Annotated in this window: 5 protein-coding genes; all 5 read right to left on the bottom strand. The window is 31.8% G+C overall.

Annotation, left to right across the window (positions count from 1 at the left end; all coding sequences use genetic code 11):
• Positions 1-91: 91 nt before the first annotated feature.
• The 5 genes from Arg41_RS04310 to Arg41_RS04290 all read right to left on the bottom strand — a co-directional run bounded on the left by Arg41_RS04310 (position 92) and on the right by Arg41_RS04290 (position 16779).
• Complete coding sequence (locus tag Arg41_RS04310) at positions 92-4402, bottom strand: hypothetical protein (protein WP_092490508.1); 4311 nt, start codon at positions 4400-4402, stop codon at positions 92-94.
• A gap of 1564 nt (positions 4403-5966) precedes the next feature.
• Positions 5967-7556, bottom strand: a complete 1590-nt coding sequence (locus Arg41_RS04305; protein WP_092490507.1) for a hypothetical protein — start codon at positions 7554-7556, stop codon at positions 5967-5969.
• A gap of 672 nt (positions 7557-8228) precedes the next feature.
• Positions 8229-10364, bottom strand: a complete 2136-nt coding sequence (locus tag Arg41_RS04300) for a hypothetical protein (RefSeq protein WP_092343721.1) — start codon at positions 10362-10364, stop codon at positions 8229-8231.
• A gap of 285 nt (positions 10365-10649) precedes the next feature.
• The gene (locus tag Arg41_RS08175; protein ID WP_092490506.1) at positions 10650-12875 is read right to left on the bottom strand and encodes a hypothetical protein; all 2226 of its coding nucleotides are present in this window, start codon (positions 12873-12875) and stop codon (positions 10650-10652) included.
• 1111 nt (positions 12876-13986) lie between these two features.
• Positions 13987-16779: a hypothetical protein gene (locus Arg41_RS04290; RefSeq protein ID WP_092343719.1), complete on the bottom strand. Its 2793-nt coding sequence runs from the start codon at positions 16777-16779 to the stop codon at positions 13987-13989.
• Positions 16780-17451 lie beyond the last annotated feature (672 nt).

Here is a 17451-nt window from a genome sequence, read left to right as displayed (position 1 = left end):
ACTCTGAGACACCGAAGATAACATAAAACGAGAAACATGGATAAAAAATTACCTCACGGTATACTTACATAATGGACAATTAAGCTACCACTTAAACCAACTTCGTCCAGTCAGGAGCGGTAAAACGAGTTGTAGATTTCCTAAAAGAAGAAATCTCAAGCTGTACAGAAAAAGCATCCTTTAATGATGTAGCAAGCCTAGATAGCTCATCATCATTGATATCCCTGGGAACAGCACCTGGACATGGAGCCAAATTAGGAGAAACACCGCAAGATGAAATTACCTTAACACCACCACCTCTAAGTATTGAATCTATGTTGGAAGAAAACCCATCCAACAAGGATCTAGAAACAGAATCGGTACGAAATGTAGCATCATCAAGATTAGTAGATTCCCTAACAGCTTCTTCAATATTTACATCTGCCTCTGCCAACAATCTTCTAAATACAGAACTAATGTTAGAAGAAACGGCACTATCAATTAAAACCCCCCAAAACGCAGAAAATTTTCCTCCATAAACAGATTTAGCTTCCGAAACATCAGCAACTTCTTTTACAGCAGTAACTTTCCTCTTGGCTGCAACAGAAACTCTCGGCACAGTAGCAGCAGCCTTATTAACCCCAGAAGTAGAATTTTTCTTGGTTGAAACAAGAACCTTAGGAGCAATAAAAACTTCAGTAGAAGAAGATTTAGACGAAACATCCATATGATCAGTAGAAGAAACTTTAGGTGCGGGAGAAGTTTTAGAGGAAGCGTAAACTTTGGGTGAAGCGGCATAAACTTTATACGAGTCAGCGGAAATTTTGGATAAGGACTTGGACCCCCTTGGTGAAGCAGTAGAAACTTGTGGTAAAGCAGTAGAAACTTGTGGTGAAGCAGTAGAAACTTGTGGTGAAGCAGTAGAAACTTGTGGTGAAGCAGTAGAAACTTGTGGTGAAGCAGTAGAAACTTGTGGTAAAGCAGTAGAAATTCTGGGTGGGGGAACAGAAATCTGGGGTGCAGCATCAAGAACCGTATCCGCAGTAGAAGATTTAGGGACCACAGGAACAACAGAAACTCTAGCTACAGCAACAGATTTAGACGCAACAGAAGTACCACTCAATCTATGTTCGCGTAACCGTAAAATCACATCAGAGCGCCTTTTAGTCAATTCATCTACCTTTTTGGATAAAGCAGAAATAGAAGTCTTACAACGCTCGTCTAATCGCAGAGAGAACGACTCTTCAAAATGAGACACGAGTGAAGCCAGTTCCGAAGAATTAACAACTCTACACCAGCTACCAAACTCAAATATGTTACATCGAGACAATATCGCTTTAATCTCTTCGACAAAATTAGACAAAAACAAATTAACGTCGTATTCCAAAACACTATTAGCAGTAACAAGCTTAGGTTGAGCTCCATCTAGATCAGCCATAATTGATTTCTCAATATTTACAAACCTATCCTTCAAAGTAGCACTGAATCTACCTAAAGCTTCTTCGGATCGTTCCAATATCTCATCATAAGCCCCACTAGCTATCACTATTCTCCCGATTTTAACAAACCCACCAGGAATATCATTATTAGACTTATTAGGAACCGAAACACGACCACTCCTATCCCTTTCAGATATTATCAAAGGAGATGAATTTCCATCATGTGATGAACTAAAATCATCTGTAGAGGAATATCCCTCCGCTATTCCTTTCAATTTATAAATAATTATCTCAACCGAATCTGACAAAATTAGTCGTAATTTATGAGAAATAGTTAACTTTAACCTTCTTAATAGTTCAGCTGACTCATCCTTATTAATAGGCCGTTCATCACCACCATCCAATACCCTTAACCCACAAACAGAATCAGTAATAGATGAAATAAAACTAGTTAAAAATACACTGGAGCACTCTCCACTCAAATTACTTTTAGCAAAACTGCGATAATAATTTGATACAGAATCAGATTTCATAGCATCATAAGACACCTCACTTAACATTTCTGCAATAGACGATGAGAAGCTTTCATAAAAATCTTTCAAAATCGAAGAAAAATTATCAACAAAATTACCTTTGAAAATCAAATTTTTATAAGGATATATACTATATAAATCAAATATATAATTGGAAAATACAGGCCGTGTTTCACCAATATCAATCTTTCTACTACGTCTCAGTCTCGTATCACGACTACCTACCATGCTATCTTTGCCTAAAACATCACCAACACGTACAAGTTTAGTGGCCTTACCTTTACCTTTATTGCCACCTTTACCTTTACCTTTACCCTTACTAGTTGAACCTTCTCCTCCAGTAAGATCAGGATTTATTTTTACACTACTATTATCACCAAATACCATATCAGAACTAGGTGCAGGATGATTTAAATCAATAACTTTCTGTGACTCAGATTCAACAATTTTCTGTAACCCAGCTTCAACAATTTGTTGTGACTCAGATTCAACAATTTTCTGCGACTCAGCTTCAATAATTTTCTGCGGCTTAGCTTCAACAATTTGTTGTGACTCAGATTCAACAATTCTCTGTGACTTAAGTAATAATTTTGGAAATAAGTCAGATAAAGTATCATCTATTACTCTATCCTTATAATCATCAATTTTTGAAAAAATACTGGAAATAAGGTAACTCTTCTCCTTATAGTTAAGTTTCATAACAGCCCCGTCCGTATCAACTAGACAAGCTCCCTCCACTACTTTTTTGATCTCACTATGAAAACCTAAACTTTCAAATACATCAAGGATCTCATAATTCAAGGTAGGCTTAATTATGGCCAAAGCTGAAAATTTATCCTCGTTGCGTAAATCCAAACCACGCAGAAGAACTGATATCCTATCTTTTAACAAAGGCGTTATACGATTGACGAAGATTGACAAAATTGAATCAATAGCATCAGCATCTTCATCTCGAATTGGACGAGCTACTACATTCGAACCAGAAGCTTCTTCATTATTGGAAACTACGTCTAGATCAAAAACACCGCTTGCTGTACTATCACTACCAATATCAGCATCATAACAATCCGATGGTACCCCCTCCTCAGAAATATCAATCATCCCAGGAGGACAATCTGATCTACCAAGCATTTCTTCTTCATCAATAATACTATCAGCACCACCTGTAACTGAATTATGTATAATATTTTCAACACACTTTCTAACCACACTATCCATATTGAAACTAATGCATCTAACAACCAACCTCACAATCATAGAGAAATGACAATCAGAAATATTAGATTCAGAAAAGGAACCAACATCATCCGTGGAAGCAAAAATATAATAAGATGAGGATAGTATTTCAATAACACTTGTAACAACATTCATTTCATCAATAACTGAATTGAAATTCTCAAAAACCACACTAGCAACTGAAACCAAGGCAGAATCTGTAGTTAGAGTGCTTAGATCCTTATCCCTCAATGCCATTAAAATTATAGAAGGCAGAGAACGCTCCCATCTCCTACGAACATCATATACAATCCTACAAATAGAGTGCCTACAATTTGAATCAAGCGAATCAAATAGCAAATTAGAAAGAGTAAATTCATTGTCAAATGGACTTTGTAAAATATCTACCCCAAATGAAGAAAACTCACATCCCCACTTCCTAATAAACGAAAACCAAGCATCCATAAACATTGGCAATGAGGATTGATTTAAATTTTCAGAAATTTCATCAATAAAACGTGATTTATTATCATCATCTATGCTTACCGAACAACCATCAGTAACAACTTGCGCTGCATTAATAACTTCTCGTAATTGAGGAACAAAAATATCATTAACAGCTTTAGTAACTTTAACTATGGCAACAATAAAATCGTTAACAAAACTAATACAAAAATCATTAAATAGTCGGTTCATAATTACATAGGAAGAACCTGAAGAACACATAGCATTACAAATAAGTCTCCAGTTATTACTATATGAATTAATAGAAAAAATAAAACTGGAACTACTGTCAACAAAATCGTAAAAACTTCTAATAATGTTATTTAGGCGAAATGAACTTTCTTTATCAATAGTTAACCCATAAACAACAGCAGAAGGATAATAAAAATCCACGGCAAAAAGGGCCCTAGTTCTCAATACTTTAGAATCACTGATGGCATATCTATTGTGTCTAACAGGAATGATATTAGAGCCATAAGATAAAAAAAGATTTGTAGAAGGCAACATGGAATACGGATGAGATACACTTTCGGAAGAACACGATGCCATGGTGCTATTGGGTGATAATACAAAATCAGAACTCATAGTTACACTCGTAACATTACCTTCAACATCACCTTCACCTTCACCTTCACCTTCAACATCAACATTGCCTTCAACATCAACATTGCCTTCAACATCAACATCATGAGATATAGAAGTAAAACCATAATCAACTAGTCGGCTACACATATATAATTACCTATAATTTTCTGCACAACCACAATTGTTGTCACACAGCATGCAAGAAAAATGCCCAAGACTTAAGAATATAAAAATCAATTACTTCACTACAAAACAATTACATTACGATAATAACAAATCATATTAATTACTATAACCAAACAGATAAAATTGCAATATAACTCACACCGCAAAGATCATGCAGTAACAAGTTTACAAATACTAATCGTTAAGACACCTCCTTCTGTCAATAAACATCTTCACCCATGGCAGGATTATATTCAGCAGATGATATCAACTGATACTAGCATTGTGAATAACATTATTTAATGAATTATTATCCATTTATCATCATGCATAGCAAGTTACTCATCTCAAAGTTATTGGTTGTCAAAGTAACTTAAAATAAAATTATGAAGAGCTAGTACATTAACTACCGTATTTTTATGCTCAAAGGAAGCGCAATAAAATGTATTTCGTTATTTAAATTAAAAATTGCTATATGAATAAAATATGTTACCTCAAAAGACAATAATTAAAAACCAAACTACAGCACCAGTATATTCTAGCATCTAAGAATTAAATGATTTAAAACCTACGTCTACTATTTAAACTAAAAAATTTCCGGATTTGGTCAAAAACACTACAAGCACTACAAAAATAACTAAAATTTACATCCCCCCATATCCATAGATAATATCTGCCATAGAAACGCTATGGAATAAAACAAGTTACATAAACTAAAAAAGTAACAATGAATCATACTGGGCAAGGATATTACTCCTTTTCGGTAATAATATAAATATAACAATAAAGTATATTCCGGCATTACGTTTCTATTTTATATTAATCATCAATAAAACTATAAGATACCTATATTTCATTCCGGCGATTATATAATCAACCGTCATAGATAACAATCGTTATAGATAAAATAATTATTTGATCTATATTTTCTGCCCACAGAGGTCTATGCAAAATAGTATTTGCTTATGGAGTTATCAAGAATATGTTTTATAATAAAATGATTTGTTAATAACTAATATTTACATATAGGATATGTAAGAAAAAACCACTACGCCATCCAAGCTACATTTATTTACAAACCCCAGGATAGTAACCAACATATATAACACTTATCAATGCTGCTACAATCATCTCATGCCATAACTACTTTATAAACATTAATCTCAAGCAATATACTTCACAACTTTATTAATACAATAAATGAATTACAAAAGCGATTATTAAAAAATTGCCATCAATTACTACAGCAATGTTGTATGATAAAACAAACACCATAAAATGTATTTCATATCATATTTATGGTTAATCAAATCGCGATTAAGATAAAAACATCGATTAAAAATAAAATCACAACTCTAACATATCATATTGTCTATTCATTGAACGAACAAAAATTAAATTCTTAAAAGTTACACCTAACACCTAATCCAATAGGATGACTAATAGTCATATTTTCTGATAAAAAATGACTAAATTTTACATTTTACCTTCCCCCAGCAACAAGCCATTAAAAATCAACAATAAGTAGAACTTAGTAAAAATATTACTACACTTCCATCACATCTATAATTTCTTCTTCTTCTTTTTGTTGTAATTCATAAGTCTCAGGACAGATATCTCTTCTGTTCTCTATGTCCACCACTCTTCCAGGGGTGTACCTTCTTCTGTTATTACGAACCCTATATCTCACAAGTAAAAATATCAAAGCAGTAACAGCTAAAAATAAAAAAACCATACACATACCAATCATAAAATAATTGGTTGCTATAGATTCATCAATAACAGGATCTAAAGTTACAGATTCAATAACTGCTAAATCTGTAGTTATTAGTTCTAGAGTTGTTAATTCTGAGGCTAACACCGTAGTCGTTGATCCAAAAGTTGTTGCTTCTGGAGTTGTTAGCCCTAGAGTCGTTGATCCAAAAGTTGTTGCTTCTGAAGTTGTTAACCCCAGAGTCGTTGATCCAAAAGTTGTTGCTTCTGGAGTTGTTAGCCCTAGAGTTGTTGATCCAAAAGTTGTTGCTTCTGAAGTTGTTATCCCTAGAGTCGTTGATGCAAAAGTTGTTGCTTCTGGAGTTGTTAACCCTAGAGTTGTTGATCCAAAAGTTGTTGCTTCTGAAGTTGTTAGCCCTAGAGTTGTTGATGCAAAAGTTGTTGCTTCTGAAGTTGTTATCCCTAGAGTCGTTGATGCAAAAGTTGTTGCTTCTGAAGTTGTTATCCCTAGAGTCGTTGATGCAAAAGTTGTTACTTCTGGAGTTGTTAGCCCTAGAGTTGTTGATGCAAAAGTTGTTGCTTCTGAAGTTGTTAATCCCAGAGTTGTTGATCCAAAAGTTGTTGCTTCTGGAGTTGTTAACCCTAGAGTAGTTGATCCAAAAGTTGTCGCTTCTCGAGTTGTTAGTCCTGGAGTAGTTGGTCTCAGAGTTATTGAACCAACAGTAGTTTCATCAACAGAAGAATCCTTATCTTCCATATACTCATAAATACTCGGACAGTATTTACTGGTTATATCCTTATGGATACTGCCATAATCATCACATGACTTAATAATTTTAGAAAGATCACCTTCGATCCTACTGTTAGCACAATCATTTGATTTACCTAATTCGCCAACACTATCAAAAAAAGCGTTATATGCCTTGGCCACCCTTTTATTAATACAATAAATAACTTTCAATATAGGATTACCAAAATCGTTAGTAGAATGACCAACACTCAGACAGTAACGAAAAGATTCTTTAATACCCATCAGATCTGAAGATTCATTTTTTTTATGGGCACAACCAGAACTTGATTCAAGATAAATAACAGAACAAATACTTGCTTTAAGATCGCACCAAGATTGAGCTATTAAATGGGCATCAGAACCTTCATCATAATACTCATCTGAATCCTCTTCTGATGACTTATCATCTGCTGAATTTCCGAAAAAAATCCCACCCACTCCATCTGCCATGCTAAGAACAGCTAATTTAGTTATAGCACTTCTAAGAACAGATAATTTTGATAATAAACTTATGCCATTATGAGAAACACGACTACCATTTTCCTTTTCATAAACAACTGTATAACACTCAGCAAATTCTACAGCTTCATCATCATCATCTTGACCCAAATGTTTATTACCAATATTAATCACTTTTTTCACCTATTTAAAGTTTGACATCTAACTGAAATAAATAATGCGAATATAACATTTGAAATAATATAGTTTATTGAATTATTATTTACTAATACATCATGCTTATTATTATTGTGATTTTTTTGTAAAGAAATTTATAAGGCAATAATTACAAACAAAAACAGCATTAATTAAATAAGTCAAATAATAACTTACGCAAATACCATGATATAAATAATCATTACCGCAAAATAAAAAACCACCATAGTTATTAAGTAATTTTATTTAATAAAAATAATTTGATTATAAGCTACACAAAAATACACTAATAACATAACAAGTCTGTAAATAAAGTTTTTAATATTAGTGATATAAAATATAAACATAAATAATATACCCCATAAAAATTTTACCATCGTAAACTTATAAATTATCCATAAAATTACAATACAACCCCATAAATAATTAAATTACATGATTTTTTTGATAAAATTGGAACTGGAGAAATGCATTTGTTGCAATATTTTTTGAAGTTAACAACAAAAAATATCAATTTTATTTATTCTTAGATATCATAAATATCTATCATTGGTGGTAATAAATTAACTATTTTAGAAAAATCAAGAACAGAATAATAATCAACAAGCTACTTTCCATAAACAACATTTTTAAACTTAATACATAGCCCCATCATTTTTTCTTCTTCTTGTATGAATCAGTACTATATTCATCCAAACATGGACCACTGAAAGACCTTTTGTCACTGCTAAATACACGACCAGAAACAGATTGATCTGGTAAAATTTCTAGTGAAGAACATGAAGATGAACCCATCAACTCCTCAATACTTCTCATAACAGAATAATTTCCATCACTAACAAGACGATCCATAAACGACTCAAAAAGATTACCTAACTCATTGAGTTGAACATCACCACCTTCACAAACAGGATGAGACTCTACATTAACTACCTGGGAACCAACACCCTCACTAGAATAACAATGGTCGCCCTTAGCAGACTCAGGACAAGAACTACTACCAGCAGAATCAGGTAGAGGAGTAGGAATATTAGTAGAATTAACCACATCTATCCAACATAGCCTAACAAAATCTCTAAACTCCTTATTTATACGAGACATAATTTTTACACAAAGCACAGTTTTATAAGTTTCATCAAGTTTTACAAAAGTACCATCTCTCTTCACTACATGAGTATTCGAGACAAGTTCCTTAAGCTCATCATACTCATTCTTATAAATACCGCTAACTAATTTCATTGCTATTGGCAACAATTTTGATGACACATATTTCCATTCACTAGCACTAAATCCACCTAATATCATTTCTCTAAACTTTTTATTAACAATGGACTTACACATTGGAGAAAATTTTTTTCTGATGGATGAATAATTATAGTCAAATTTATGATGAAGATTAACGCCCCACCTATCTATCATGTAAGTGGAAACTTTACTCTTCATTCTTGATAAAAAATTATTTATTTTGTTAGTATAAATGTTAATAAAAGAGTCACTAATACTACAAACCTTAACCTTCAATAGGGAATATATAGCAGACTTGATATTTTCAATAAATTTAGAAAAATCCACCTCTCTGAAACTACCATCAACTCCTGGTGGTGCCCATACTGCTAACTGACGTAAAAAATTACTAAGATCACACTGCAAGCTAACTATAGCTTTATTAAAGCTCTCTTCAATTAAAAGAGGCAATTCTACATCAGAAAAAACCTTAAAATCGTTATCATAATCATAAGAAGAATGGTTAGAAATTTTCATGATTTTATCATGCAAGATAACTTTTAATGAATTACAAAAATCATGTATAAAACCTTCACTGAAAACATCAATTTTATGTTTAGCAATTAAAGAAATAGTAACACCATAAACATCAACAAAAGCAACTGGATGAGCAACATCGTTAATAGTTTCTTCTCTAATTTTATTACAGTTTCTGAGACGACAGAATGGATTAGTGTGATCAGCAGCAAATCCACAATCTGATGATGAAAGCAATGATAGAACAGACTCAATATCATCCAAATGGGAGTGCCAATAACTCATCATAATTTTAACGATTAACATCTCCAACTTAGTAACAAAATTCAAAAAAAGCATCTCCATTTCATGATATGTCATACTACGACTTCCAGAGGAATCAATAACCATACCTCGCGAAATAGTTTTTATTATTCTAGGAATGAAATCCCTGACTAAAATTTTGATAACCTTTGGTCTATAACGACGCACGGATTCATAAAAATAAGAACAATCTAAATCAAAACAACAAACATATATAGTGATACTTTTATTATGATTTTTATCATAGCTGAAAAGTGATCTACCAGTGCGGGAAAAAAATTTATCATCCTCTAAAAATGAACTAACTGCATCTGAAAATCCAATTTTGTGATCATTAATTTTTAATGAAAAATCTTTACTAAGCTCATATCCACACTCAACAGCATGCTCATGGAAAAAAGAATAATCTGAAACATAGGTTTGACAAAAATACGCATCAAAGCCATAACCAGAACACATACTATAAGCCAACTTTGATAACGATGAATCTGAAGTCGATAACATTTGAGAAGAATTAACAATAGACTCAACGGTAGAAGAGTCAGTGGCGCAAAAACCAACACCACCAGCAACAGGCAATGATGAACCTAAGTAATCACCAAAAGATACTCCCATCAAACAAGATTGGTCACTAGAAACATCTCCGATATAAGATGTATCATTAACTTCTCTATCTAGATCATCAGAATCAGAAAAGGACAAACCTATTTTACTAGTACTCATATTCATATGAAATGATAAAACTCTATCCAAAAAACACGTTTAATGTAAAATAATCATACCATGCAACACCCCCATAGATGAAAAACAACCACCAATTAGAAAACAACATCAGAAGCAATTGAGAAGTAGTAACAAACACCAGCAACCAAAAATACATTAATAATAGATTTGATATAATAAAATATGAAAAGACATTTATACATCCACACACCTGAAAACCTTTACCCAAAACTCATAACTACGTAATTTAACTAGGTAGGAAACGTAAACAAAAATAACTTTTTTCTAGTGATTACCATCTATATTAACATTACTTCTTGCACTAACATACCCACCAAATGAGGAGACAACCCTCTTCCACAATGATTTAATAAGGATCACAAATTTTTCATCAACATCACTCATAACAATTCTCATGACATTATCACATTCATCTCTGGTAAGTCTTACTGCAGTACCCTCACGGGTCATTGCAACAGCTTCTGATATTAATTGTTCCAACTCCCTACGTTGTTCTTCAATAATTTCTCTAACTTCTTCTCTAGCAACACTCAATAAAATATCTGACACATTAACCCAATGATGTCTAGAAAAACCACTCTTTATCATATCAGAAATTTTAGCATAAATAATAGACTTGATTTTAGCAAAAAATCTCTTCTTTATAAGATAAATGTTATAATCAAAAATGGGGGCAAGATTAAATCCTAGATTTTTTTCAAATTCATAATTAACCACATCATTAACATTACATCCTTCCGTACCCTCACAATTACCAAATGAAGAAACAGATTTCACCCGCAATGATTTAGTAGCTTTCACCCACAATGATTTAGTAAGACTTATAAATTTTTCATTGCAATCAGAAACAATAATCCTCATAACATCACGTCTTTCATCACTCGTAAGCTTTACCATACCACCACCAGGAGCCAACACAAACGATTCTGATACAATGCGCAGCAACTCCACGTACTCTTCTTCCATAGTTTCTTTAGTTTCATCTTTAGCAACTTGTAATAAAAAACTAGATATGCTAAACCAATAAAATCCAGTAAAACCACCCTCTATCATTTGACAAAACTTACGATAAACAATAGATCTAATTTTACAAGAAAATTGATTTCTCACAGAAATAACATTGTAATAAAAAACAGGGTGAATATTCAATTTCAACTTCTCTTTAATATGATAAGCAATTACAGTACTCTTTAAACAAGATGATCTTCCCCTAGTAACATAATTTTTGCTAAGCCTCCTACAAAAACAGCTTACATACTCGCTCAACAAATAAAAAATAGAGTCCATAATTTTTTTGAGAAGTATAGACAGATCTACTTCCAAAACACAATCACCAGTTCCTAGTTTAGGCCACATCATAAACTCTTTCAAATAATTAATAATAGAATTCATATCTACAGACATCATCTCATCAAATTTAGTTTTTATAACAGCTGGCAATTCCAGTTCAGTAAATTTTTTAAAGCTAGCCTGAGAACTAGAACCACCACGAGGAATTCTCAAAACCTTATCATAAACAATAATTTTTAGGTCATCAGAATATCTACTTGAGAAATCATTTATTATTTCTTTAATTCTGAAAGAAGCAAAAAAAGAAACGCACTCCATCATAGTATGAGTAAATGCAGCCGGATGAGAAACAACAGGAACACTTAGATTCCCATAAAAACTAGAATAAATAAATGGATCTTTAAAATCATCTGGTAATGAGAGAATATGTTGATGAGTATTATAAAATTTGTTCCAATGTCCCATAATTTCTAACATAATTAAGCGCTCTAAAGTAGTAACAAAATATAAAAAAAACTGCTCCATTTCGGCACTAACCATTGCGCGTTCACCATTGCTATCAATAATAGTACCTTTAATGATAGCATCTATTATTTCTGGAATAAATTTAGACTGCAAAACACTAATACATTCTGGTCTAATACGATATACGGCCTTAGAAAAATTATAACAAGCCATAGGCATATCTCCATTATATTGACCCTCAAAAAATTTAATGCCTCCATCATGTAAAATTTTATTAATAGCAGACACAAATTTAATCTTATATTCGTTAATAACGCACAAAAAATCATCACTAAATTGATACCCGCTTACAGTAGCATAACTCTTGAAAAAATCGTCCCCTAAAACGCCATCCATATCCTTAGTACAAATATTAAATCCATACCCATAACACAAAATTTTAGCTAAATATAATAGATATGAACTGGCAGTAACTCGCGACAGATCAGCAGAACATGAACTAGAGGCCACAGCGCCAACAGTCACACTACTAATAGTACCATTTGAAGCCGCATCGGTACCATTTGAAGCCGCATCGGTACCCGTTCCAGGAGATGAATTTTGTACCAAATCAGAATTAAAAGTAGATGTGCCACTACCTGACACAGAACAACTTATTTCATCATTCAACTTAAATTCATAATCAGAGACACAATACTGATAATCACTTATTTGCCTATCATTTCCAAATGCCATATATCTGCTACAAAATTAACTAAACTACATCTATATTACTATTATTGTAATAACAATATAGCCCAGTTGTTGATTAAAATAAAAATATCACTGACATAATTGTAAACTAAGTGTAGAAACAAAAAAATCCAAACAACTAAAATTCATAAACGACAACAGTGTACATTATAATGCATATAAGACCAAATAGAGACCTAATTACATCAGTAGATAATGCAAAGCTAGACTACAATCTACCTAATATAGCAATTAAGATTAAGACACATGCATGCATTCTAGAAAACTACTATTCTTTACAAAATTAACATCTACTATTAGCTCATTTCTAGTATAACCCGTAGCTGAATTTTTTATAAACTCATGAAATATGCAAATACACACGAATTGATACAATAATAAGTTTCTACTATGACAATTACACTTGTATATCCATAGCAATACTTTCCCTATATTTATCTTTATAATGTATATAATGGGCTTAGATATCATTATTAATTAATAAGCATTGTGGTCTCGGTCTGTAATTTTTTTACTGTTTCACTAAAATAAATATTATTGATGAATTAGGCCATCAACATACTAACAATAATACATTGAAAAATATGAAGCAATCAGATATATTGTGCGTTAATTTACAATGTACAGTAGCGTGTAAATTATAGTATTTAACGAAGGAAGTTTATAACATCAAAAACTAGAGGAAAAAATTATTTACTTCTTTTTATACGGTGAGAACAAAATCTCCATGGCAGTTAAGTTATTCTACCTACCAACGTAATATATTGGTAATATAGATGATTTTTATGTATATAACCTCATATATTTAGACATATGCTTTACTAATAATTTACTATTTTTTAAATCATTATTTGTATTTAGTTACTAATTCAAAAATAAATCCAAGCTATAGTAAATTATTAAGACAATTTATTTTACAAGAGAAATACGTTAAAACTATATATGTTTTATAAAGAGTAGAAACTCGTTCAGCTAAATATCACAATGGAAGACATATTTATAATTTACCGTGACAATAACTTTATTATTAGCCCTCACATCAATAACTGGATATGCCACAATGGTTCCCGTTTAATGCAAAAATTACCGTCACTTATTGACTCCATCTAACAAAAATGTCACCATGTCTAACAACCATTTCAGCGTGTAAACCTCTAAGAAAATCATGAATTTCATCAATATTAATTAATCTTGCAATATTATCACCATCTGCATATACAATTACACCTGTAATAAACTCTCCCACTCTATCCATAAATTCAGATTGACTATAGTCAATAATAGATCTTATCCTTTTTTCCATAGCAACAACCCTGTCTTCGGATGTAAGATCAGAAAATGCGGATGGATCCCCTTTTATGGATCCAATATAGTTACTTAAGTTATCAATCTGGTATAAAATCATACGATTAATTTCATTATTAAATTTTCTCATAACTCTAATAGTACCAAACATAGACGGAACAACATCATTGTCTCGATCATGATTGTCGTTATATTCGTTTTCAACATTATAATAATCCTCTACTACCCTTCTTTTTTTACTCTTGCCCTTGCTTTTACATTTTCCTTCTACCATAGGAATAACCAAATCATCTTTAGAAGATTCACTCTTTGACACTAACATAGAAGAATTAACCAAAGAACTAACGTATTTAGAAACAAAAATATCTATACTTTCATTGACGGAGTCGAAGGATGACATTAAAAATTCACCTTTTTCATTATAAGTCATGACTCTACTACCAGAAGGAATCATTATCAATGCTCTTGATAATAGCGATTCCAGCTTGGAGGAGAAGCCATTTTCAATGAAATAACTAACCTTTTTTTCATATATATCCGGCCTTATCCTGATTAAAATATACTCCAAGCTAGACGAATTTATATCCATGCCAGATAACAGACAATCAATCATTTCACAAAGAACCGGCTTAAAACACCTGATAAATTCTCCAACAATAAAATGAAATTCTAACCTATCCTCTTCTCTTAAATCCAATAAAGAAAATTTTATAACAGAATTGCCAACAGTAGAGGTTACACTAGAACTATCTCTAGTATAAAATCCACGGAAATCACATACATCAGAAACCATCCCTGAACTGTAATCAACGCAAGATTCACTAATATCGGCCAAAATAAAATTTCCATAGAGTTTAATAAGATCTCGCCATAATATCCTAGCCGCATCCTTTAGTCTTTTGTTTGAAGACTGCATAACACCCTTAGTAATATAAACCTTTTCTTCCCGATTAATTTTTCTCTCTGATCCATCGTCACGTATCATACGCGCTTCTGATATAATCTTCTTCAATTCCTTATATTGACTATCAATGATTCCCTTAGTTGCTTCTACAGCAACAGAGAATAGCCTTGACGAAATAGAGGACCATTTGCAATTACATAAGTTTTCTTTCTTCATAATTTTTGCAAATTCTATAATCACAATAGGCTTAAAAAGAGCTAACTTTTTCGCCCTAAGTTTCTTTATTTTCACAAAAAAATCTTCATTAAGCCTAAATTTACAATTTCCAAAAACATACAATCTTCCCTTATAATCCGAGGACTTGTTAGAAGATAAATCACGTTTATCACGTCTCAAAATTTTAAAATAGTTGCTAACGGTACTACGAACAATTGAACTATCAACATTAATTTCTGCCTTAACCAAAGTAAAAATATTACGAATGGTTCCTCTAACAAGAGCTAGTAAATCATTTTTTGATTCTGGCCATATAATCAATTCATTGAAAAAAACAACAATTCTATTCATACAATGATCAAGAATTACGTTACGAAATTCCTCTAGAATAATATCAAATAGTTCTTCATTAACACGCACTAACAAAGCTTCTACGCAATCCATGCCACGATAAAGCATACAAATACCCATAACTCTATCACTAATAATAACTTTCAGTTTTGAAATACAATCTGATGCACAATTATCAATCATTTGGTCAACATTTCTAACACCAAAAAAGGAAACATATACTCCATACCTATAAGTAAATGCAACAGGATGGGAAACCATAGGTACATCAGCAGCACAAAACACACCAGTAGAAATACGAATAAACGGATTCTTATAATCAGTATACTGAAGTGATAATAGAAGATCTTTATTTAGATCACAAAAACTATTCCAATAACTCATAGCCCTTAAAATAATTACTCTTTCGAATGTAGTAACAACATATAAAAATAATTTCTCCTTATCAAGGTAACCTAAATTACGGCTATTACTGGAATCCACATCAAGAAGTTTATCAAAAGCATCTAAAATCAATGGAACTATCTCATTCCGCAAAAAATCAACAAATTTAAATCTAATACTATGTACAGAAACATAAAAGAAACGACAATTACTATCTAACAGCAACAACAATTTGTCATAATTATTTTCATTTATTTTAAATAAAAATCTGCTAAAATCATCTTCACACAGAGTCGTATTAACATAATTTACAAACATATATTTTAGCCTATTAATCTCTGATAAAAAATTATCAGAGACGTCATAACCGCATCTATTTGCGTAATTCTTAAAGAAACATTCACTGTAAAAATCATACATATCATCATCATAAATACTATATCCATAATTACTACATATCTCATAAGCTGCTGAGACAATATTAGGTTGTGAGAATTTTGATGCGCATAAAGAATAATCTTCCAACAGCTTTGAAATAATATCTAGAGATGAATTAGGATTAACTTCAGCAACATATTCAACTGGGACAGTTGAAGTAATATTTACAATATCATTCAACTGTCCCAAGCCACTTTCTTCATTACCACACACCAAATCGGAATCAGAATCAGAATCAGAATAATTAATAGAGAACGGAAAACCAATCGTCAATCTTTTATCACTCATACAATCACCACGTTTTTTTATTTTTGTATCTATTAAGTAACTAAATTAAAATTAATATACACAAGGTAATATGGCAACAACAAATCGATAACATGGTAGCATACAATTACCCAACTAAAATGAGCAGAACTTAATTTTTATTAATATAGCCTGTTTAAAAATACCTACAAGTCATAAAAAACTCTACTAAATATTTGAAACACATCACAAGAACAAATAGGCATTAAAGCATTTACATCTAACTAGTTTATTTTATATATTTAGCATTATCCATCATTAAGTAAAAGTTTTTACCTTATTGTCATATTAAATATAATAACTAACAAAACAATCCATGCTCCCATTAATAAAACCCATAATAATCACGGATATTTTCAATTGTCTTCCCTTAAATTTGGTCATCCAGCTATCTGGACCCAAGCACATCACCAATAACATAAAATAGTGCCACTCCTAGAAAACCACCAAAATACGTAAAAACCTAGGATATAATTATCCCACAATCATCTCAGCACCATAATCACCATATCAATCCGATTAATAAAAGATTGCAATATAACTCAGTATAAAATCAGCCCCCCATACCTTTCATGAATGCATATCTACAGTATCGTTATATAAAAATATAATATAATTTATATGCAACCACAACAAGAATCATATGCCCCTTTT

It is taken from the genome of Candidatus Ichthyocystis hellenicum (assembly GCF_001460935.1).
Taxonomy (GTDB): domain Bacteria; phylum Pseudomonadota; class Gammaproteobacteria; order Burkholderiales; family 2013Ark19i; genus Ichthyocystis; species Ichthyocystis hellenicum.
The sequence above is the reverse complement of the archived record's forward strand: the minus strand, read 5'-3'. Positions and strand labels throughout refer to the sequence as shown.